Below are 19,414 nucleotides of genomic sequence, written 5' to 3'. Positions count from 1 at the left end.
ACAATGCAATTGCCCGTCCCATATTTGCCTTAATTTCAGCCATAGGGAGGGGCTCCATGGCAAAGTACGATAGAAATAGTGGTAAAACTTGGACTGCATCAGAGGTAAAACAAGTAAAAGAATTGGCGAAGCAAAATACGCCAACACGCGTGATTGGATTAAAGATTGGACGAACAGAAGATGCTGTTCGCACCAGAGCATCGCAAGAGGGAATATCCCTTAAGCCTACAAATCAAAGCCCATACAATCGACGTAAGTAATGCTAGAGAGCACACCAGAAGGCGAAAAGCCAAATAAAGACGACATCAGAAAAGAACTCGAAGACTCTTTATCGACAGGCAATGGGCCCAAAATTGCCAGATTTGCTCTTGCTGTTCTTAGCGGAGCTGAGGTTCCCCCAATAAACTAGGAAGCTTGATAATTGAGTCTCTCCGTGTCAAAAGAACAAAGGAGAGCTTATGAAGAAGCGATTTACCGAAGAACAAATCATCAAAGCCCTGAAGCGCTGGGAAGCCGGCGAAAAGCCCAAGGACCTGTGCCGCGAACTCAGCGTTCACGAGCAGACTCTGTACAACTGGAAATCAAAATTTGGCGGAATGGAAGTTTCCGAAGCCAAAAGACTCAAGGAACTTGAGCAGGAAAACCTGCGACTGAAGAAACTCGTGGCCGACCTATCTCTCGACAATCAAATTCTGAAAGAAGTGAATTCAAAAAAGTGGTAGGGCCCAAAGCCAAGCGAACTGCTGCAACGATCGTTGTCGATCAGTTCAAGGTTTCAAAGGCGCGAGCCTGCCGTGTTTTGGGCCTGAATCGATCCACGCTGGACTATGAGTGCACACAGCAGGACGATTCTGCACTAAGAGAACGTATGCTTGAGTTAGCTGCAAAACATCGACGCTACGGCTCACCACGATTGCACTGGTTTCTTCGTAAAGAAGGCCTCGTTAAGAATCACAAGCGCACAGAGCGAATCTATGGGCTCTTGGGATTGCAACTTAAGAATCGTAAGAAAAAGAAGATGGGATCTGTCTTGAGATTCCCGCGACCCAAGGCCGCTGCACCCAACGAGGTTTGGTCAATGGACTTTGTTAGCGACAGAATTGAATCGGGACGACGGATTCGCTGCTTTACCCTGGTGGATGACTTCACCAAGGAAAGTCCTGGCATCCTCGTTGAGCACTCGATTTCGGGAAGTCGCATCACTAGGTATCTAGATAGCCTTGGAGTTTTACCCAAGCGTCTTCGCTGCGACAATGGCCCAGAGTTTCAGTCGAAGGCGTTGCTTGAATGGGCATACCTTCGTGGAGTTGAAGTTGAATTTATTGAGCCAGGAAAGCCCATACAGAATGCGTTTATTGAATCATTCAATGGCCGCTTCCGGGACGAGTGCTTGAACGACCATGCCTTCATGAGTATTGATCATGCACGCTTCATCATCGAGAGATGGAGAAAAGAATACAACGAAGAACGTCCACACAGCGGAATTGGAATGAAAACACCAAAACAATTTGCATTGGAAATGCAGGCTATGCTACCCGCATAACACGTCGAGACTCAAAAATCCCTCTTCCAGATAAAGGGGGAACCTCACTTGTGACTCTAAAATCGTTCAAATTGACCAACTGTTTTACCTCCGATTCAGGACGGATAAAATTCAATTTCTCCGTTGCTCCTGACACATCAACACCCGCCAAGCGAATGTATCTGGTCATGACCTTTTCGTCGGTCCATCCACAAATCTTCTTCACCACTGGTGACGTAATCCCTGCGTTCAGCAGATGAGTCGCAAAGCAAGCTCGCAGAGCATGGAAGTTCACGGACGTGATGCCAATGCCTTCACAAAACTCGCGAAGTATTCTTGCCGCCTCTCCCCGTCTCCATTGATTGATTCGTGGAAGCACATGTTGATCCGTCGCGGTCGCACGAAGCTTTACTAAAAGCGCCTCGCACTCGCTGTTGATTGGAACCTTCCTCCAGTAGCCCGCTTTCGTGGACTTAACTAGCTTCATTCTTCCATTGTAGGATTTTGAAACTGTTAAGAGTCTATTTTCCATGTCAACATCGTTCCACTCCAAAGCCATTAACTCCCCGGACCTCATTCCGGTACAAAGAGCCATTGCCCAAACTGGATACCACTCATGGTCCATCCCCCTTGCCACATCCAAGAGCTTTTGAATCTCCACCAAAGATAAAATCTGCGGTGGCTTTTCATTGACCATACGGCCAAGCTCAATTCCTACGGAAGGTGAATGGTGAACTCCTCGGATGATTCCTTCTTCGATTCCCCACTTAAACACGACACTGACCGCCGATTTAACTGTCTTAAGGCGACCTTTAGAATAGCCATCATTCTGCATTACCAAAAGCGCATTGCGAATATCAGCTGGAGAAATCTCCTGGCAGGTTTTATCCAAAAGCTTTTCGGTGAACTTTCGTAAAGCTGCCACATTATCCCAAATTGTCGTTGCCTGTAGTTTTCGGGAACCAAGAATTCCTTTTTTATGGGCGAGTTCCCATTTTTCAATTGCCTCGCCCCAAGTGATTCCAGAACCTTCGCGTCTAGCCAGCTCCGCCGAACATTCAATAAGTAGCTCTCGCTCAATAGTTTGAGCTTCTCTCATTGTCTTAATTCGGTTTCGCATTTTCTGAACGCGCAGTTCAGGAACGAGTTTACTTCTGATATTTACTGATACTTCATAGTAGGTTTTGCCATCTAGTTCTTTTGCTCTTATCGCCATCTTATCCTCCGTTTATCTGGATTGGAGGCTTCAATAAGACCGTCGATTTCTTCACGGCTAAAGTAATTGCGTCCGCAATACTTCCTTGGCTTTAATTGTCCCCGGTGCGCCATCACACGGACCGCACCTGGGGTGATTCCTAGATACAAACCAACTTCATCAGTTCTAAGCCATCTTTTAATTATCAAAGATCTAAGTTTAAACTCGGCATCGTCTCGCTGAATTTCCAGTGGAAGTGCCAAAGCTTGGTCTAATATATTCATACATCTCTCCTTGGGTTCGGGCAACTTATGAACCCAATTTTTGGTAATTCACCCTGCGAGTCAAAGATGCAAATCAAAGAGGGTGGTTTTAGTTGTGACGGACTGAAACTTCCCCCTTGAGAAGCTTGCCGATAAATTGATCCATAGTAATTTTGCCGTTGGTCTTCTGGTACTCCTCATGAGCAATATGAAGACGATCTTTTTCACTGAACGTCTGATTCTGCAAATTCTGGATATGATCCGAATTAATTAGTGATAGACCTAGACTAATAACTTCTGAGTCTCTAACTTTACGGCCGAATGTCTTTTTGTTGGCTTTGTCCTTTAAAGACTGAAGAAGCTTTGCAGCGTCAGCGTCGAGCTTCTTCAGAACATATTTACGCTTTAGCTGGGATGCCTTTTTCTCGGATATTTTTTCAGCTGTTTTTTGTTCTTCCATTTTTACCTCCATTAATTTAGTGGGTATTCCGAGTTTTTTGTGGGTAGCCCGGCGCGCACGAATTGAATTCGCTTAATTTATGAGCTTCGATTTTCGGATGAGAAATCCATCCGATTCACACCAGTTGTTCGAGCAGCTTCTCGGTCTTGTGCCGCCGTGGTCAGTCACTAACGTCAACCTTGATACCGTAAATCGTCTCGTCGAGGTTGATGTCGAGTGGTCGAAAGGCCACGAGCCGGAGTGCCCCGAGTGCGGGCGATCGTGTTCGATCAAAGATCACCGCGAGGAGCGCAGGTGGCGGCATTTGGACACGATGCAATTTCAAACGATCATTCGCTCACGTGTACCAAGATCAGATTGCAAGGAGCATGGGGCGAAGACAATCAACGTCCCATGGGCTGGTCCGAACTCTCGCTTCACTCTGCTTTTTGAGAGGCTCGCGATTGACGTCATGATTGCCGCCAAGAGCCTCAAAGAGGCGGCAAGGCTTTTAGGGCTTTCGTGGGACCAGGTCCATCACATCCAAAAGCGCGCGGTCGAACGCGGTCTTGAGCGTCGCAAGCTTGATGAGATCAAACACGTCGGTATCGATGAGAAAAGTTTTTTGAAAGGTCACAAGTACGCCTCACTGATGACCGACATCGGTGGTGCACGCGTTCTAGATGTCGTCGAAGGCAGAACACTTGAGGCCACAGACTCACTCTGGCAGAAGCTTCCAGAGGAGACGAGATCCGGCATCGATGCTGTTGCGATGGATATGTGGGACGCCTTCATCACGTCAACAAAGACGAATGCGCCCCAAGCCGACATCGTGCACGACAAGTTCCACATCTCAAAATACTTGGGCGATGCGGTCGACAAAGTGAGGCGCCAAGAGCATCGGGCGTTTATGAAAGACGATGTCGAGACACTCAAAGGTGCGAAATATCTGTTTCTGAAAAACCCCGAGAACATGAGCGATGCCGAGACCTCTCGGTTCAACGAGCTTCGCATGGATAAACTTAAATCAGGGCGAGCGTGGTCGATGAAGGAGATGTTCTCGGAGTTTTGGAGCTACACGTATCAAGCTTCGGCGAGAAAGTTCTTCGACCGATGGTATTGGTGGGCGACGCACTCCAGGCTTAAACCGATGAGCGACGTCGCCAAGCTCATGCGCCGGCATCTCGACAACATCTTGACCTACTTACGCCACCACATCACCAACGCGATGATGGAGGGGTTCAACTCGAAGATCCAATCCATCAAAGCCAATGCTCGTGGCTTCAGAAACTTTGCCAACTACCGAATCGCGATCTTGTTCTACTGCGGAAAACTTGAACTCTACCCGGCGTAAGGGCACAAGAACCTCGGAAGAACCAATTTAGTTAATTGATTTTGCTTGATCCAAAATTAGTATCTTCAAATTAAAAGGACCTTTGATCTCTGAGAACTCCGGGACCTTCTTTAGTTTTTCACGAAATCTATCGGCAGTGCTTAAAGCGCCACTAGAAAGCCCTTTCTTCACTGCTGTATCAACAGATGAATCCTCAACTACTTGGCCAAAGACGTTCGTTTTCCTTGGAACCAATCCATCGAAGTAACCTGCTGTGAAACTCGCAATGAAGTCGCCTGTGAAATAATCTGCTTCGCGAGAGTGATACTCGCCACCTAGTCCAGGTTGACCGTTGCTTGCAACTCCGACACCTTTTAGTGAGAAGATGTGATCCCCCTGGACGACACGATTGAAGTTAATAAATATTCTTCGACTATTGGGCTCTAGATAAGATTCACCAATAAATCTAAGCCCGCGGGTAGATCCCGATTGCGATTGAGCCACCACTGGTGCCTTTTCATCTGGGAAGGCAATCACTGAATGATCTACATAAAGATCAAAACTATCGCCAACCTTCAGCACTCTAAAGACTCCAACTGATCCTTTAATTGGAACAACCAATTCCGACGCGGTTGATTGCCTTGCCAAATTGGCCAGATACTCAGACGGAAGGTTGCTCTTCACTAACTGAGGCTTTCGACTCACCCCTCGTCCTTTATTTGAAGTTTGTGCAGGGACCGGAGAAGGTTTACTTTCTCCAACTATTGGAGCAACAAAGACCTCTTCGCCGGGAAGCTCCGCTGCGAACCCCAAAGATACTAGAAAAAAATAGATCATTTTGAACTCCCTTTATCGACAAGAACGGGGCTTTTCAGAATGACGCGTCCTTTTGTTTGCATATTTTGAGATACTTCATTTGGCTTGCTGCCCACCATCGACGGTCGACCAAATACATTTCGTATATCCACTAGGTCTTGATGCTGACTCTTTGAAGGAATCACATCGAAAACAAAAACGTTTCTTTCTGGCTCGCACTTGGCAATCATGTTTGTTGGAAGTGATGAGTTGAGCTTTAAATTCAGAAAGAGGGTCTTTTTATCACTTGGGGAAATCTGGGCCTTTAAGTCTTCACCACGACCCACGAAAACCTCCACTAGAGCACACGGGAATAACACTAGAGAGCCCAATCCCGGCGCCAGGTAAATTCTCATGACTTGGCTACGATCAAATCTTGTGGACTGAATGCGCTCAACTTGTGCCAGTGATTGTACGACGAACAATAAGTTAGTTACGAATAGGAGCTTCTTCATAAGAATCCACCTCCAAACCGTATGGGTTATCCTGAGTCCGCGAAACTGTTTTAAGTTTTATGGAGACTCCGATAAGATGATCTTGCTCGTTCATACGTGATCGTTCCTTTACCAGAACCAAACCGTGATAAACGCCAGAATCATCAAGGGTCATCTTTTGAATCTGACCACTGATACGGATGCTATCGCGCTCCACTTTGTTTTTAAGATCTAATATTTCAGCTCTTTTAGTCTTCCAAAGATCTTCACTCATCATTGTGGTTGTTAAACCGATTCGTTTCATAAAGTTCTCAGAATCAAAGTTGTAAACGTTGAAAAGGAACTTTTGGATAAACGTCACAGCTTCAGTTTTATAGATAGGATCTGCTTGGTCTGTGACTATTCGAGTTCCATTGCCATCAATTCCGATAATCATCGGGCGACTCGATTTAGATAAAACTCTTAAGTTCACTGCAACCGAGATCAGACAAAGTACTGATGTAGCGATAAACAAAATAAATTGCGAATTACGCTTGAAGATTTCGCGACTGTGGATTTTCATGTCGTTTTAGTCCTTTCTTTTCAAATTGATGACGAGCCTTGCGAAGACGATCTGCTTTGCTTCCACCGGTCCAGCCTTGTTCTGTGAAGTTTTTATTATTGCTCGCGCGACTTCTTTCAAAATAAGATGATTTTGAGGACCTATTCATCGGAAGGACCGAGGATGCCCCGCCGAGAGCGGCGCCCCCTGTCCACTTAGCTATTGTGATGGCACCGCTTGCAGCCTGACTAATCGCTCTGCCTGCCGGACTTTTGACCGCGAGACTTGCAAAACTAACTGGTGCGAGTCCTTTAAAAAGTGTGATTAAGAGTTCGAGGCATTTCGCTCCGAATGCATCAGTTTGCGCATTGACCAGACTTGCATGAACCTGATCAAATCCATACCAAATGATGGGCCATGAACTGCCGACGATAAGAAGCCCCATAAAGATTTCAAGCCCAAGTCCCACACCAAGAAGCGCACTTAGCAAAAATACAATCGGCGCCATTGAGCACATCAAAAGCATGAAAAACACATGGAGATAATAAACAACCCAATACAGTCCGGCGAGAATCACCTCGATAATCCGATCCAAGCTAAAAGGAATGGAACTGAGTTCCCATCCAGGAGCGCCCCCGGTGAAAGATACCATCGAATCGAATTTCGGAAGATACGCTTCAGGAATAGAAAATAGAACTTCCACGATAAGAGGAAATGCAGCAACCAGAGCAAAGTAGATCAAGGCTCCCTTTAGCGCGGTAAATGCCTTTGATCCATCTCCCATGATATTCGAAAAAACCACCTTCCCCAGGAACAACGGTAAAATGAAAACCGTGGTAGTGCGCGCGACCGAATCAAACACCTTCACGCAAATATTATGTAACTCGCTAAAGTTTTCCATTTACGGTCTCACTTTTACGAATACGGCGTTGCCGATCAGAAAACTCCGCCCATTGACGTGAATCTTCACTTTCCTTTTCTAATTGGCGAAGCCTCGCATCTTCATTCTGCAAAATGAGAGTCTGCTGGTTTCTTTGCACTTCATTCAAAGCTACATTGGTCTCAGTTGTGTTGAGGGCGATTGCGCCTTCATTCCCGAGAATGGCGATGCGCCCGATCAGACGCTTAAATCTGCGAATATAATCAGTCGTGCTGCGGATATTGGATTCGAGACGTCTGGACGACCAATCAGGTCCATTTAAGACTGATTGTGTACTTCGACTGACATAGCGAAGGTTTGCACTTTCCTTACGGACTGCTTCAGACCTTCTCTGAATATCTTTTGCTCCGGTTTTAATGTCTTCATCAGGAGCCAATTCTTGCGACAATTCAGATACAGCATCTGCATAGGCGGCAACTTCAGTGGCCTTCTTAGCTTGCTCTCCAAGAAAATCTAAGAATGCAAAACTCGTTGACGAAAATAAGAATACAATCACAAAGAAAGGCATCTTACGATCTCCTCAAGACGAAGACTGGGACAAGCCTTTCTAAGCTCCTGGTATTTTCGTCTGTCTTCATCTTTCGATGTATAAGACCAATATTCCTCTGCACTCAGCCTGATTTTGACCACTCTTTCGCCATGGAAGTCTTTAAATAGAGCCTCTGAGAACTCCCCTTGTTGACGACGCAGTGATTTGATTTTTTCAACGCTCTCTGAAGTCAGTTGGGTTCTAGCAATAAACGATTCCTCATCGCCATCTAAGGAAAAGAAAATCTTATTAGGTGAGTTATCAAGAATCCCAGTGTCACCATCAACGACGACGTGAGCGGATTTCTGCGCAACTGTGATAAATCCGTGTCCTTCCTTGCGAACGTTAGCAATAGAGAGATTGAAGAATGAAAAACACTTTTTAATAAAGAATGGCGTCTCATCCGCAATGAAGACGATCCGCTTTTTACGTTCTGATGTTTTAAGCATTTCAAGATTGAACTGCGCCATAACTGCGGCGAGTCCCCCTTGAGCATAATCTGGGTCAAGAGCCTGGCTAATTTTTGAAAAATTGAAATACAATAACTTGGAATCCATCCAGTCATTAACGACCTTATGATTAGAAGTGGCAAACGCATTGCCATATACCCCCGAACCGACCCAACGACTGAACAACTCTCTCCTCGGCAGTTCCTGCATTTGGCTGACAAAGTCTTGCAATGAGTAATCACTCCTGTCGCTCTCTGCATACAGACTAATAAATCTCTCCAAATCTGACTTCATGGTCTTCGATAGTTTGGTTTCCCCTTCTTCAAGAATGAGAACCTCCAGAAAACCAGCCATAATCTGAATAGCTTCTTTTGTCGGCCCTAGTTCTTTGATCACATCAAATGGATTGATACCTGTTGGTTCATTCAATAGGAGTGTTTTCTCAATACCGCCAAGCATTTCAGTCTCGCGGGAATGACTGCCTCCAACGTCAATTTTTATGACTTTGATACTAGGGTCATAAATCAAAGCGCGATTCAGAGCATTGGTTAGCACCGATTTGCCGGTCCCAGGTCTCCCAAAAATGCACCAAGAAAAAGACTCGTAAGTTGGATCAAAGACATCGAGATAGGTCAGTGACTCATCCTTTCGGTGAAGTGCCAGCGATTTCTTACTGATCCTCATCTGCGACAATGAATCCCCACGACTGATTAGGGGCATATAAGTTACAAGCACTGAGTCCTTTTCTAAAATGCTGAAATGCGGACTCGTGCCCGGATAAAAGCTTTTGAAACTTTCCAAAGCTCCAACGCTTTCAATATAGATTTCGCCCAATGGTTCTAGTCTTCGCTTAAGCTCTTCGCGATCTGCGCGTAAATAGTCTTCAGAATTACGAGCTACCAAACATTGCCATTCGAATCTAAAGAGCTTCGAACCATTTAGACTAATATCTTCTAAGTCAGATTGAGCTTCTTCATACTTCCGAGCCTCTTGCAAATCGTTGCCGACAGAATTCTGTTTTGATCGTCTACGCAGAAACGTTTCCGCTGTGCTTTGGGGAACTGCCTCTATCGTGCAACAAATTGTGTAAGGCAGAGCAAGGCCGTCTTTAATGTGTGAAAGAGTCGAAAGATCCATCCCAAAGGCAGACTGTTTCACTAGCCTCAAAACACTAACAGCCTCACTGCCAAGATCTAAGGTCTGAAACGAATGATCCACTTCATCGCCGATCTTTGGCAGGATAGACTCAATTTCGATTTGAGAAAGCGATCTAACCTGAACGCCATGTGATTTCAGAATTTGGAAATCCGTCAAAACCGAGCTTTCGGTCGGCCCCTTTTTCTTAAACAATAGTGAGAGGTCCGTTTTTGCCGGTTTCTCTAAAAACACATAGGCACGATTTTGAATAAAACCAATGGATCTTAAAGCTTCACTGCGCGAGTGCTCGTTCTTAGAATCCACAGTGTATTCGGATTTTAAGTAAACTCGAAGAATTCGGCCTTCAGGTAAATCTCGCAAAATACTTTGCAGCATAGCCTCGGATTTATCCAAGCCATAGACCTCCTCATCAAAGAGATCCACCTCAAAGCCCGCAATCAATGCGCCATTATCCAGAGTATGAATCGTCAGATCTTTAAGATGACTTGTTTCGACGATTTTTTGAAACATGATTTACTCCATTCGTTAATACGTACTTGAGAGCGTCGCGCAGAATTTTGCGACGAAATCTGAGGCGAACCGGGATCAACATCACCAAAACGGAAATCGTTAGCATCAAAGCCCACAACATCGACTTAACTCCAAGAGCTTTACTGACCAGCAAAAGAGCCAACAAAAGAATCCCAGCGCCCGAAATATCGTTATAGGAAAGCCCCAAGAAATAAGATTCATCATTGAGGACTCGTGAGGTCTTGCGCTCTCTCATCGAAACACCTCTTTCAGCATGTCAATGATCGCCGGTCCTCCGAATGTCGCTGCCGCACCAATCACACCACTCATAAGAACCATTCGACCGAGATTTGCCATTCCAATGGACATAGCTATGCCACCCAAGACAATGCCGATGACCGCCGTCACTTGTCCGACTGAGATAACAATGCTTTGTCCTCTTTGCGCAGCCTCCTCAAGACGAGAGGCGACTGCCGGATGACTTAGAAAAATTATTAGTGTTGAGCAGGCGAGGTAATAAAAGTACTTAAGGCGTTTCATATTTGCTCCTCTTCTATTTGCTTACTGGGGGAATGATTTCGAACATCTCAACTTGGCGATACCAAGTGTTAGACTGATTCGGATCTTGCACCCATTGATCTAGCTTGTATCGCTTCCACTGCCCGGGTTCGACCAACCCAGAAACTTCTTTTGGAATAGGAGACGAAAACAGCGAGTTCCCCTGCTGGACTAGTTGGGGTTGCAACTGTTTTTGGAAGTGATCGAGTTTCGTTTTTAGTTGCTGATTTTCCATTTGCAGCTCTTCATCTTTTGAAACATTCATATATGTACTCACGGCTCCAGCAATGGCCGCCCCTGCCCCCGCATACATGGCAGTGTAGGTCATGCGATAATCACTTTTAGTTTGAGCAATTAGAGCACCCGCTGCCGCACCAAATGCCATATCCCGTAAAACTTTGTTTCTGGTCGAAGTCGCACATCCAACAGTCATGCTCAGAGCGGAGAGCCAAAGGCTCACCACTGCTAAAAACTTTAAAGCTTTGATTATTTTGCCTGGCATTTTCCTTCTCCTTGACCGATGGAGATACAAAGAGATTCCACATTTCCATCAAGCGCATTGGCGCCATCTATTCCTTTATCGCCAGTCTTACCTTCAGGACCGGGGCTGGAGCCTGAGCATTCTGAAGAACTTGGATCACCACCAGGGCCACCTAATCCCCCCAACTGACCCGGACCACCTTTACCTGGAACTCCCGCAAGTCCGCCTGTTTGAAATGGCTCAACTACGAATTCAGTTTTTTCTTGTATCTCAACTAACAAAGCACCTGAGTTTCCGCCTCGTCCTGCTCTACTGCCATCACGTCCTTTAACACCAGCTGCACCAGCGCCACCGTTATCTGGATTACGCGTACACCAGCATTTCAGAGGCCCGCCAATTCCGATGCCTCCCACGCTAGCTCGCGCACAATCATGGGCACCACCGCGTCCAGCACCGCCCGTTGCCGCTCGAATATCCCAGGGCTTTCCATCAAGGCCGTCGCCACCATTTTGACCGCGCAAATTTACGCGCAAGTGGCCCACGGCTACTTTTGCTTTAATGTCTACGACTCCTCCGGAAATACCATCAGTCTCGAGAGGAGCTTTTGCCCCAGCCAGAAACGAATAGATCTCTACATTGTCGGAATAAAACTTGTCTGCTTTTACTGTGAGCTTAAAACCATTCGTCTGAATTTTAGATTCGTTACTGAAAAATACTCTAGAAGCGTCGATGCTTAAATCCTGTTTAAGCTCTGTCGATGCCTCAATGGAATAGTCCCGAGGAGTAAGTCCCACATACTCACCGATCAATACTGGCTTTTCGCCATCGTATGAAAAAACACGGAAATTATATTTTGGGTTCTTCCGAGGTTCTTGTGCCCTTACGCCGGGTAGAGTTCAAGTTTTCCGCAGTAGAACAAGATCGCGATTCGGTAGTTGGCAAAGTTTCTGAAGCCACGAGCATTGGCTTTGATGGATTGGATCTTCGAGTTGAACCCCTCCATCATCGCGTTGGTGATGTGGTGGCGTAAGTAGGTCAAGATGTTGTCGAGATGCCGGCGCATGAGCTTGGCGACGTCGCTCATCGGTTTAAGCCTGGAGTGCGTCGCCCACCAATACCATCGGTCGAAGAACTTTCTCGCCGAAGCTTGATACGTGTAGCTCCAAAACTCCGAGAACATCTCCTTCATCGACCACGCTCGCCCTGATTTAAGTTTATCCATGCGAAGCTCGTTGAACCGAGAGGTCTCGGCATCGCTCATGTTCTCGGGGTTTTTCAGAAACAGATATTTCGCACCTTTGAGTGTCTCGACATCGTCTTTCATAAACGCCCGATGCTCTTGGCGCCTCACTTTGTCGACCGCATCGCCCAAGTATTTTGAGATGTGGAACTTGTCGTGCACGATGTCGGCTTGGGGCGCATTCGTCTTTGTTGACGTGATGAAGGCGTCCCACATATCCATCGCAACAGCATCGATGCCGGATCTCGTCTCCTCTGGAAGCTTCTGCCAGAGTGAGTCTGTGGCCTCAAGTGTTCTGCCTTCGACGACATCTAGAACGCGTGCACCACCGATGTCGGTCATCAGTGAGGCGTACTTGTGACCTTTCAAAAAACTTTTCTCATCGATACCGACGTGTTTGATCTCATCAAGCTTGCGACGCTCAAGACCGCGTTCGACCGCGCGCTTTTGGATGTGATGGACCTGGTCCCACGAAAGCCCTAAAAGCCTTGCCGCCTCTTTGAGGCTCTTGGCGGCAATCATGACGTCAATCGCGAGCCTCTCAAAAAGCAGAGTGAAGCGAGAGTTCGGACCAGCCCATGGGACGTTGATTGTCTTCGCCCCATGCTCCTTGCAATCTGATCTTGGTACACGTGAGCGAATGATCGTTTGAAATTGCATCGTGTCCAAATGCCGCCACCTGCGCTCCTCGCGGTGATCTTTGATCGAACACGATCGCCCGCACTCGGGGCACTCCGGCTCGTGGCCTTTCGACCACTCGACATCAACCTCGACGAGACGATTTACGGTATCAAGGTTGACGTTAGTGACTGACCACGGCGGCACAAGACCGAGAAGCTGCTCGAACAACTGGTGTGAATCGGATGGATTTCTCATCCGAAAATCGAAGCTCATAAATTAAGCGAATTCAATTCGTGCGCGCCGGGCTACCCACAAAAAACTCGGAATACCCATATTTTGTATTGTCCTTGATGGGATGCGTGTACTGACGAACAGAGTCTGTTTCAAAAATTCGTTTTCCAGAATCCTCGATAACAACTTTTGTTACTTCAGTAGGCCATGACACCATAATTTGGTACTGGTGCGGGATATCTAGCTCCTGCAAACTGAACTTGGCATCTCCATTGCCTTGGCTGCGCGTCGATTTTTCAACCACCGGCGCAGTCTGCATAGTGGCTTCTTTTTGAATGTCCCCGCAGCCAACTTGGCTCGCGATAATGGTAGCGGCCAGGATTTTAAGTCCTGAGATTTTAGTTTTGGGCAAAGCACGGCCCTTGGCGATTGCAAATAGCATCGTCCCCTCCTCGTAGTGGGTATTTTGGTTTGTTTACGAACCCATCCCTTGAAGAGAGACTGCAAAGCGTGCTAAGAACCGCCTTAGCCATTCACGTGGCGCCTTGCCTGTCCTTGTCTTCCATTGCCGTGGAAGCCTTCAAGGATGGGCTTTTTCTTTTCTGGAGTCTGAAATACCCAGCGTTAAAATCTTTGTAAATATATTTTTCAAAATAATTACAGATAGTTACGCTATACGTATTCATGAAATTCTATGTTTGCTTATAGAATTATATGTTTTTAACTTGAAACTTATGTGCTTAAAAAGTAATCAAACGAACAAATTATGAGAAAAACGCTCAGCCTTGCAGAAAAGATCGCCCTGCTTGCAAAGCACTCTGGCGTAAGCCAAGCTGCAATTGCCGATGAAGTAGGAGTTCCCGCAAGCCACGTGAATCACTTTTTCCGTGGCAAGGGCGACGTGCGCTCTGAACTCTTTATCGAAATCTTGAAAACTCTGAATATCGACGTTGAAGCAATCATTAACAAAGAAGTTGCTCGCCTCAACAATTTGGATCTTGAAGAAAAGAAGAGTGCGGGAGATACCTTCGAAAGATTGGTTAAATCTTTCGATAAGACAGAGCGCGAAGCCATCGTTGAATATATTGATGGCTTCGCAGTTGCTCACCTTGGCGCTAAGGCCAAGAAGCAAACTAAAATTTTGAGAGAGTTAATTTAACTGGGGGATACTTTGGAGATTCAAACGCAAGTCATAACAAATGACGAAGCTCTAAAGCTCAAGTTCAGGAAGGACTACAAGTTCCTTCGCTTTTACCTCCTACCCTTTTTGTCGGACTTTTCAGCAGATGTTCGCTGGATGGCAGAAAAGGTTGGAGTTAATGTTGAACAAGCTTTTGAATATCAGGACCTACTCATCGAGTCAGGCTATTGGGCACGTTTGCCCAACGGGGGCCTTTCTGCGAAAGAAAATTACGCAAAATTCAAGGCGTATTTTGACGAATTCTTAAATACAGCAGAATTCATGACCCTCAACGCGAATATCAGCACACGAATTACTGACAACGGTCAATGCTGGTACGAGACATTTACTATTGCGACAACAAAAGAGCTTGAAACGGAATTCATTGGGAAATTGGACTCTCTTTTGAAAGAATTCAGATCTAAGTCAGAACAAGTAACTGGCGACATCATGATTTCTTGGTCTCAGATTTACACTCATGCCCTGAATGGCACGAATGCCAACAAGGAGGTACAACAATGAAATTCACTTTAATTATCCTTACTGTCTTGGCTCCGTTCTTCGCACACGCTGGTGGCGGAGGTGGACTTCGTCCAGGTATGGAAGCAATGACGATGCAAAATCCAGAATATGTTTTCAATCTAGGCGAAAATAACGGCGTGGTACAATTTGCCCATGGGCAATACCAAGGCACGAAATGGAATGTCGAAAAGCTTTCATTGGCCGTCAACGAATTACAACTTGATCCATCTGCTCTTTCTGCGCTTAAATCGTCGAAAGAATTGAAAACTTGGGTTGAAATCAAATAGGTATTTGTGACTAAAGTAAACCAGAACGAACTAATCAATCAAATCAAAGAAACGTTGAAGGATGAATACCATCCTTCGCGTCTTTTTTTGTTTGGCTCGCGTGCCAATGGAACTGCTAGAGCTGACAGTGATTATGATTTTGTGATGGTTGTGCCTAACGCTAAGAAGTCCTCAATTGACGAGATGAGTAAGGCTAGAGAACTTATCTATAAAAAACATAATGTTCCTGCTGACATCTTTATTTACTCTGAGAAAGAGTTCGAAGACTGGAAGGATGAGTTCAGTTCAATTCCTGAAACTGCGTTAAACACGGGGAAAGAAATAGAACTATGACGGTAACAACACCTAAGATAGTTCAGCAGTGGTTTAAGTATGCTCGCAACGATCTGAATATGGCAAAAGCCTCTTTAGAGCTGTCATCTAGCTATAAAAACATTTCCGCTTTTCATTCCCAGCAATGTGCTGAAAAAGCCGTTAAAGGCTACCTTGCCTTTAAAAAGATCAGATTTCATAAAACTCACAACATGACTGAACTACTTGATCTGGTTAACTCTGTAGATGCCAAATTAGCCAAAAATATTTCAAAGGCTAAAACGCTGACAATCTATGCGGTGATTTACCGATATCCAGATGCTGAGCGGAAGCCGATGACTGTCGCTAAAGCCAAGGCTGCATTTAAGATCGCTGACCACGTTCTTAATATGTGTATTGAGGCACTGAAAGCCTAGGTTGATTGACCTGACCGGGCAAAACTAGTTAGGTCAGCTCTGGGCTATCCGGGTCAAACTCCCCGATAATGAGTCCTTATGTTGCACTCCTCGCCCCGATAGGGGCTAACCGAGAGCTGGTAAGGAGCTTGGCCGCTTCCTTGATGCTCTTGGCGGCGATCATGACGTCGATCGCCAAACGCTCGAAGAGAAGCGTAAATCGAGCGTTCGGTCCCGCCCACGGCACGTTGATCGTCTTCACGCCGTGCTCGGGGCATGCGCTCCTGGGGATGCGCGACTTGATGATCGTCTGGAATTGCATCGTATCCAGATGGCGCCAGCGGCGTTCCTCGCGGTGGTCCTTGATCGAGCAAGAGCGACTGCACTCCGCGCACTCCACTTGATGCCCGGAAGGCCATTGGACTTCGATCTCCACGCGCCTCCCTGCCATGTTGAGATCGACATCGACGACCGCCCACGGCGGGATAAGACCAAGCAAGAGACTGTAATGCTGCTGTAAATCGGATGAAGCTTTCATAGTAAACTTGAAAGCCGAAAAGTCGGGCAACCTCAACTCATGCGCCCTGCGCTACCCACAAAAAACCCGGAATACCCTCTATTTCTATAGATCCCCAAAGAATCTCAATTCCCAGTCGCTAATTCAGCTCCCAGGGAGTTCCTTATTAGTTGTGCTTGATATCATTTGGATTAAACCAGCATCGTGGACGTAAACAATTTGCATCGTTGGATAGATGTCTCAAGGGGCGTTTAGTGCTTGCGCAAAGGGCCCCTTGTCGATAGGTGTCTAGACGACATTGCGTCGAAGGGTAAGCAGTGTGAAGGGTTTCATCGGGGGCCTCTGGGGCTTGCTTGATGATAGAAACCCGTTCAGCTTGTCTATCGTGATAGTAGTGAACAAGTTCGGCGAAATTGATGCCAGCAGACATGATCCACTGACAGCGCCTGGGATTGTTCTTTTGAGCACAAAAAGAAGTCGTCTCTTGGGGGTATTCAATTACTAACAGATCGGGATTGCGGCTTGCAAAGTGGTCATAGACTTTAGGTAAGCATTGGGTGGCGGAGAACCAATCAGACTGTCCCTCGCTGCTGGACCAGTCGCCGTTGATCTTATCCAGAATCCGCGCTTTTGGTCGCCCACCAAGATAGTGTCCAAACTCATGGCATAGAGTTAGAGCAATGACTTGGAAGCTGGCCCCTTCGGCCCGGACCAGTCCTCCCCAAAGCATTATCGAAAAGACACCGTCATAGTAATTCGATCCAGCGCCAATAGGACTCATGTTCCAGTCAAACAGCCATTCGAATTCAGCCTTGTAGTGCGTTCGGCCGATGACTGCCTTGTACTCCTGAGTTAAAAAATCCATTAACTCCCTAGTGGCATCATGCTTTGTTTGGTCTTGAGATAGCGGAGGAAACTGATAGATGGGCGCTCTTGTGTAGTCAAAGCTATATGCCCTTACCGGCATCGGAACAATAACGAGGCCTGCGATAGTCAGAAGCGCAAGCCTGATAATGAACATCAAGATTTGTTTGGTCATTTAAATCATTCCCACAAGCTTTGGTAGTACAGATTGAATTTCTCAGGATTTTGCTTCAAAGAGCTCTGAGACAGGCAAGTCAAATTTGCCGCAGAATCCGCACTTATGACCAGCCCCTGATAGGTATACTTTCTTCCCCAGAAGTCGGGTTTATCATTGAGGCCCTCGGACTCAAGATCCACGTCGAAGCGCAGCCCCTTAACCTTTCCAGATACTTTTTCTGGATAGAGATGCAACGTGCTTTTAGAAATTGAAGTCTGGAGGGGATGAGAGCTACTAGAGGACAGCAATCCCAAAAAACCGTTGCCTATGCTCTTAACATCCAATTCATTGAATTGATTCTGTTTGATGTAGTATGTTACCTCGCCCTGGGTGTCTTTGCACTCCAGCGAGAGAAGTTCTCTTCGGCCCTCGTCCTGATATTTCAGCTCAGGCAGTTCTGCAAGAGAACGATCGGCTACTTTAATTCTATTTCCATATTTCTCAGAGGGACTCAGCTTCAACAGAACTTTGGATAGCTCAACCATCCAGCCGGCACTTTGACCTTGTCCTTTGAACTGAATTCCCTTGTCGTTCTCTAGCACCGTGTGCTCTTTATTTATATTTAGACAGCAAGGGCCGGGCACGGTGAATGTGGCTCCTAAATTAGTGCCTTTAAACGTACTGAAAAAGTCACTGATGCGCAGATCTCCATGCAGACCTTTCACTTCCAAAATCGAATAGGACTCCCCAGAAAACTTTAAGCCAGCGGTGAGACCAACACCAAGTTCGCTAAACTCAACCGGAAGATGAAGGATTGTTTTATTATTGCGTTGAAGAATCAATCGCCCCTCCACCTCTTTATTTACTGTCAATAGAACGCCCGCTTTTGAGGGAGTTTTGAACACAACACGACCGGTATAGGTGTCATTGGCCGAGGCCTCATAGGATGGGAGAAGAAAGGCGCAACCCAGGAGGATCGTAGCAATGTGTATTTTTATTTCGTTGAGTGCTTTCATAGCCATCCTATCTTTTAGGTTGGCCAGGAGTATCATCGATTTGCTCTTTATTTTCCACTGTAGAGATTTAGACAAAGTGACGATATTGGGCAGTTTTGATGTTGGTGGGTCGTCGTTGTCTCAAAACGCTATATTTTTGTTATCGAGAATGGTCCACATGGATTTCCGCGAAACCAAGAATAATAAAAGAGGGTTTTTCCTGTCTTCTAATGTAAAATTTTTCAATGTTGAGAGGAGCTGCAATGAAGTCAATAGCAACCATTGGCCGGGGGGGCGTGATATTAATATGCACTGTCGTCATGGCTCTGCTTTTTCAAAATTGTAGTAGTTCCTTCTCTACAGGCCAAACCTTGGTGTCGTCTTCTGATGACTCTCAAGAGACTGGAGGGGGATCCGAGCAAACTCCCCTTGGTTCGGATTCAGATTCTCTTAGAGTAGTTGGAAAATCTTCCGCCAGCGCGGGCGTGGACTGCTCACTTTCTGATGCTTCCTTAGAATACGAAATTAAAAACGCTTCGAGTAACATTCTTCTTTGTCAAGAGTTTGCGCTAACGACTCCCTCACGATACGGCGAATCCTACTCCTGCGATTCTGCGGAAAAATTCTCATTTCCTGGAAGTTCTTGGAACTATGATAGTGCCAAACAAATTTGGACATATAAAGTAGGCCTGAGGAACAGTTCAGTCTATGTTCCGGGATCTTACAAGTTGGTTGTTAAAGACTCAGGGGGAGTAGATCACGGATCTATGGCGATACACATTGTCAGACCCGGCAGGGAAAATTGTCATGCAGGCGACGTAGGGGTTCCATCAAATCCTCCACCTCCTCCTGTTGCTTCCCCCGCCCCTCAGCCGGATCCATTGGG

The 19,414-nt window shown here is 46.2% G+C and carries 26 protein-coding genes; 8 read left to right on the top strand and 18 right to left on the bottom strand.

Annotation, left to right across the window (positions count from 1 at the left end):
- Window positions 1–56: 56 nt before the first annotated feature.
- A complete protein-coding gene (locus tag ACZ5ZV_RS08430) occupies window positions 57–260 on the top strand; it encodes a hypothetical protein (RefSeq protein WP_464120957.1) in 204 nt (67 codons plus the stop codon).
- A gap of 198 nt (window positions 261–458) precedes the next feature.
- Window positions 459–1,543, top strand: a protein-coding gene (locus ACZ5ZV_RS08425; RefSeq protein WP_464120956.1) for an IS3 family transposase whose coding sequence is annotated in 2 segments (ribosomal slippage) — window positions 459–699 and window positions 699–1,543 — 1,086 coding nt in all. Because the reading frame shifts where the segments join, the coding sequence is not laid out codon by codon here.
- Here the strand turns inward: ACZ5ZV_RS08425 and ACZ5ZV_RS08420 are convergent.
- The 3 genes from ACZ5ZV_RS08420 to ACZ5ZV_RS08410 form a co-directional block, all read right to left on the bottom strand.
- Window positions 1,527–2,738 (bottom strand): tyrosine-type recombinase/integrase, encoded by a 1,212-nt coding sequence (locus ACZ5ZV_RS08420; protein WP_464120955.1) that lies wholly within the window; start codon window positions 2,736–2,738, stop codon window positions 1,527–1,529. The genes ACZ5ZV_RS08425 and ACZ5ZV_RS08420 overlap by 17 nt on opposite strands.
- On the bottom strand, window positions 2,729–3,001 hold the full coding sequence (locus ACZ5ZV_RS08415; RefSeq protein WP_464120953.1) for a helix-turn-helix domain-containing protein: 273 nt from the start codon (window positions 2,999–3,001) through the stop codon (window positions 2,729–2,731). The genes ACZ5ZV_RS08420 and ACZ5ZV_RS08415 overlap by 10 nt, the downstream gene beginning before the upstream one ends.
- Before the next feature lie 88 nt (window positions 3,002–3,089).
- Entirely contained in the window at window positions 3,090–3,440 is a 351-nt protein-coding gene (locus ACZ5ZV_RS08410; protein ID WP_464120952.1) for a hypothetical protein, read from the bottom strand.
- Between the two features lie 97 nt (window positions 3,441–3,537).
- Between ACZ5ZV_RS08410 and ACZ5ZV_RS08405 the strand changes: the two genes are divergently transcribed.
- On the top strand, window positions 3,538–4,773 hold the full coding sequence (locus ACZ5ZV_RS08405; RefSeq protein ID WP_464117565.1) for an ISL3 family transposase: 1,236 nt from the start codon (window positions 3,538–3,540) through the stop codon (window positions 4,771–4,773).
- A gap of 27 nt (window positions 4,774–4,800) precedes the next feature.
- On the opposite strand, the gene ACZ5ZV_RS08400 is transcribed toward ACZ5ZV_RS08405, so the two are convergent.
- The 12 genes from ACZ5ZV_RS08400 to ACZ5ZV_RS08345 form a co-directional block, all read right to left on the bottom strand.
- Entirely contained in the window at window positions 4,801–5,589 is a 789-nt protein-coding gene (locus ACZ5ZV_RS08400; protein ID WP_464120951.1) for a hypothetical protein, read from the bottom strand.
- Complete coding sequence (locus ACZ5ZV_RS08395) at window positions 5,586–5,894, bottom strand: hypothetical protein (protein WP_464120949.1); 309 nt, start codon at window positions 5,892–5,894, stop codon at window positions 5,586–5,588. Before ACZ5ZV_RS08395 ends, ACZ5ZV_RS08400 begins: the two co-directional genes overlap by 4 nt.
- A 142-nt stretch (window positions 5,895–6,036) precedes the next feature.
- Complete coding sequence (locus ACZ5ZV_RS08390) at window positions 6,037–6,477, bottom strand: hypothetical protein (protein WP_464120948.1); 441 nt, start codon at window positions 6,475–6,477, stop codon at window positions 6,037–6,039.
- 91 nt (window positions 6,478–6,568) lie between these two features.
- Entirely contained in the window at window positions 6,569–7,483 is a 915-nt protein-coding gene (locus tag ACZ5ZV_RS08385; protein ID WP_464120947.1) for a hypothetical protein, read from the bottom strand.
- On the bottom strand, window positions 7,470–8,030 hold the full coding sequence (locus ACZ5ZV_RS08380) for a hypothetical protein (protein WP_464120946.1): 561 nt from the start codon (window positions 8,028–8,030) through the stop codon (window positions 7,470–7,472). The genes ACZ5ZV_RS08385 and ACZ5ZV_RS08380 overlap by 14 nt, the downstream gene beginning before the upstream one ends.
- Window positions 8,015–10,168 carry a TraG/VirB4 family ATPase gene (locus ACZ5ZV_RS08375; protein ID WP_464120945.1) on the bottom strand — a complete coding sequence of 718 codons (2,154 nt, stop codon included), beginning with the start codon at window positions 10,166–10,168 and terminating at the stop codon, window positions 8,015–8,017. Before ACZ5ZV_RS08375 ends, ACZ5ZV_RS08380 begins: the two co-directional genes overlap by 16 nt.
- Window positions 10,134–10,424, bottom strand: coding sequence for a hypothetical protein (locus tag ACZ5ZV_RS08370; protein ID WP_347359711.1), 291 nt, complete (start codon window positions 10,422–10,424; stop codon window positions 10,134–10,136). Before ACZ5ZV_RS08370 ends, ACZ5ZV_RS08375 begins: the two co-directional genes overlap by 35 nt.
- Window positions 10,421–10,708: a TrbC/VirB2 family protein gene (locus ACZ5ZV_RS08365; RefSeq protein ID WP_347359710.1), complete on the bottom strand. Its 288-nt coding sequence runs from the start codon at window positions 10,706–10,708 to the stop codon at window positions 10,421–10,423. Before ACZ5ZV_RS08365 ends, ACZ5ZV_RS08370 begins: the two co-directional genes overlap by 4 nt.
- A gap of 13 nt (window positions 10,709–10,721) precedes the next feature.
- On the bottom strand, window positions 10,722–11,228 hold the full coding sequence (locus ACZ5ZV_RS08360) for a hypothetical protein (RefSeq protein ID WP_347359709.1): 507 nt from the start codon (window positions 11,226–11,228) through the stop codon (window positions 10,722–10,724).
- A complete protein-coding gene (locus tag ACZ5ZV_RS08355) occupies window positions 11,213–12,016 on the bottom strand; it encodes a hypothetical protein (RefSeq protein ID WP_464120942.1) in 804 nt (267 codons plus the stop codon). The genes ACZ5ZV_RS08360 and ACZ5ZV_RS08355 overlap by 16 nt, the downstream gene beginning before the upstream one ends.
- 71 nt (window positions 12,017–12,087) lie before the next feature.
- On the bottom strand, window positions 12,088–13,323 hold the full coding sequence (locus ACZ5ZV_RS08350) for an ISL3 family transposase (protein ID WP_464117565.1): 1,236 nt from the start codon (window positions 13,321–13,323) through the stop codon (window positions 12,088–12,090).
- A gap of 31 nt (window positions 13,324–13,354) precedes the next feature.
- Window positions 13,355–13,741: a hypothetical protein gene (locus ACZ5ZV_RS08345; protein WP_464120941.1), complete on the bottom strand. Its 387-nt coding sequence runs from the start codon at window positions 13,739–13,741 to the stop codon at window positions 13,355–13,357.
- Window positions 13,742–14,065: 324 nt separating this feature from the next.
- Here ACZ5ZV_RS08345 and ACZ5ZV_RS08340 point away from each other — a divergent pair, with 324 nt between their 5' ends.
- From ACZ5ZV_RS08340 to ACZ5ZV_RS08320, 5 genes are read left to right on the top strand one after another with little or no spacing between them, the layout of a single operon-like run.
- Window positions 14,066–14,458, top strand: coding sequence for a helix-turn-helix domain-containing protein (locus ACZ5ZV_RS08340; protein ID WP_347359707.1), 393 nt, complete (start codon window positions 14,066–14,068; stop codon window positions 14,456–14,458).
- A 12-nt stretch (window positions 14,459–14,470) separates the two neighbouring features.
- A complete protein-coding gene (locus ACZ5ZV_RS08335; protein ID WP_464120938.1) occupies window positions 14,471–15,001 on the top strand; it encodes a hypothetical protein in 531 nt (176 codons plus the stop codon).
- The gene (locus ACZ5ZV_RS08330; RefSeq protein ID WP_347359705.1) at window positions 14,998–15,288 is read left to right on the top strand and encodes a hypothetical protein; all 291 of its coding nucleotides are present in this window, start codon (window positions 14,998–15,000) and stop codon (window positions 15,286–15,288) included. The genes ACZ5ZV_RS08335 and ACZ5ZV_RS08330 overlap by 4 nt, the downstream gene beginning before the upstream one ends.
- Before the next feature lie 6 nt (window positions 15,289–15,294).
- On the top strand, window positions 15,295–15,621 hold the full coding sequence (locus ACZ5ZV_RS08325) for a nucleotidyltransferase domain-containing protein (RefSeq protein ID WP_464120935.1): 327 nt from the start codon (window positions 15,295–15,297) through the stop codon (window positions 15,619–15,621).
- Window positions 15,618–16,016, top strand: a complete 399-nt coding sequence (locus ACZ5ZV_RS08320; RefSeq protein WP_464120933.1) for a HEPN domain-containing protein — start codon at window positions 15,618–15,620, stop codon at window positions 16,014–16,016. Before ACZ5ZV_RS08325 ends, ACZ5ZV_RS08320 begins: the two co-directional genes overlap by 4 nt.
- Before the next feature lie 76 nt (window positions 16,017–16,092).
- On the opposite strand, the gene ACZ5ZV_RS08315 is transcribed toward ACZ5ZV_RS08320, so the two are convergent.
- From ACZ5ZV_RS08315 to ACZ5ZV_RS08305, 3 genes are all read right to left on the bottom strand, one after another.
- Window positions 16,093–16,533 (bottom strand): transposase family protein, encoded by a 441-nt coding sequence (locus ACZ5ZV_RS08315; RefSeq protein ID WP_464120931.1) that lies wholly within the window; start codon window positions 16,531–16,533, stop codon window positions 16,093–16,095.
- 145 nt (window positions 16,534–16,678) lie between these two features.
- On the bottom strand, window positions 16,679–17,551 hold the full coding sequence (locus tag ACZ5ZV_RS08310) for a hypothetical protein (protein ID WP_464120929.1): 873 nt from the start codon (window positions 17,549–17,551) through the stop codon (window positions 16,679–16,681).
- Window positions 17,552–17,556: 5 nt separating this feature from the next.
- Window positions 17,557–18,624: a hypothetical protein gene (locus ACZ5ZV_RS08305; RefSeq protein WP_464120927.1), complete on the bottom strand. Its 1,068-nt coding sequence runs from the start codon at window positions 18,622–18,624 to the stop codon at window positions 17,557–17,559.
- Window positions 18,625–19,414: the final 790 nt, after the last annotated feature.

The organism is Bdellovibrio sp. HAGR004 (assembly GCF_055397015.1).
This window is presented reverse-complemented; position numbering and strand designations above follow the sequence as displayed.